1 protein-coding gene is annotated in these 1,007 nt (G+C 34.6%); it reads right to left on the bottom strand.

The features are described 5' to 3' along the window. Positions 1 to 128 precede the first annotated feature (128 nt). The coding region (locus tag BM098_RS13550; RefSeq protein WP_159430205.1) for a hypothetical protein at positions 129 to 1,007 on the bottom strand (879 nt) is incomplete at its 5' end.

Below are 1,007 nucleotides of genomic sequence, written 5' to 3'. Positions count from 1 at the left end.
GTCCATACTTTTTCAATTTCCGGCTCGTCACCTTTTTGCACACCTTCTGGATTCTTTACTAGTTCTAACATGTTTCGTTTTAAATTTGCCATATTATTTAGCCCTCCTAAATTAAAAAGAGCAAGGTTTTATCCCTGCTCTTCTGCTTTTCTAATCATTGGTCGTGAAGCTTTATTTTTGCTCGATAATAGTTCATCAATTCGCTCTTGACTGACTTTTTTATTTACTGGACGTGGCCACGGCTTATCTTTCTCATATTCTTTGTCATCATCTAAATCACGCCAGTTTTCATTTGATAAATATTTAGCACTCTTCGCCATATCTCTTACCTCCCTTATCGCTTTTACGTATTCATAGGATGCTTTGTCTTGGTTGACATGTTCAAACGAATCACTAAAAGGCGTATGATTGACATACTTTCCTTTAAAAAATAGATTCTGATGATCGTCAACGACACCAGCATTATGAAATATTTTCGTTTCAGCATATTTTTCGACCGGATCAGTTGGCCATGAAAAAATCATTTCTTTCAGTGTCTCTACTTTTTTATCAAAATGATAAACATTCCACAATTGCGCCCACATCTCAGCTGTCCACTTTTGAATATCTGTGTTCGATTTATCAAGTAACTTATATAGTGTGATAGAGTCATGATAAACCTTTTTCCAGTATTCTAATGTTGGGTGTTTGATTGCCCACTGAGCGCCACCTATCGGATTGTTTTCTCTTATGAATTTAGTATCTAAACCGATTACACTACACATTTTTTCTAGCAAACTTTTATCTTTGCTATCAATGTAGTCGACACTTAAATAACTTTCACAAGCAGAGGCAATCCATTTATTTTTAGTAGGCTTGACGTTAGGTATTTCTCTTAAAAGTACGTCACTATCTAAATAAAAATAAGTTTCGTTTTCTCTTGATGGATCCTCTTGTAAATATCTCATCCATAAGTATGGTTTTACAGATGGAATATAAGATTTATCATGTCGATCATCACTATACAC

Origin of the sequence: Halolactibacillus halophilus (assembly GCF_900115605.1) — a bacterium.
GTDB lineage: Bacteria > Bacillota > Bacilli > Bacillales > Amphibacillaceae > Halolactibacillus > Halolactibacillus halophilus.
The sequence above is the reverse complement of the archived record's forward strand: the minus strand, read 5'-3'. Positions and strand labels throughout refer to the sequence as shown.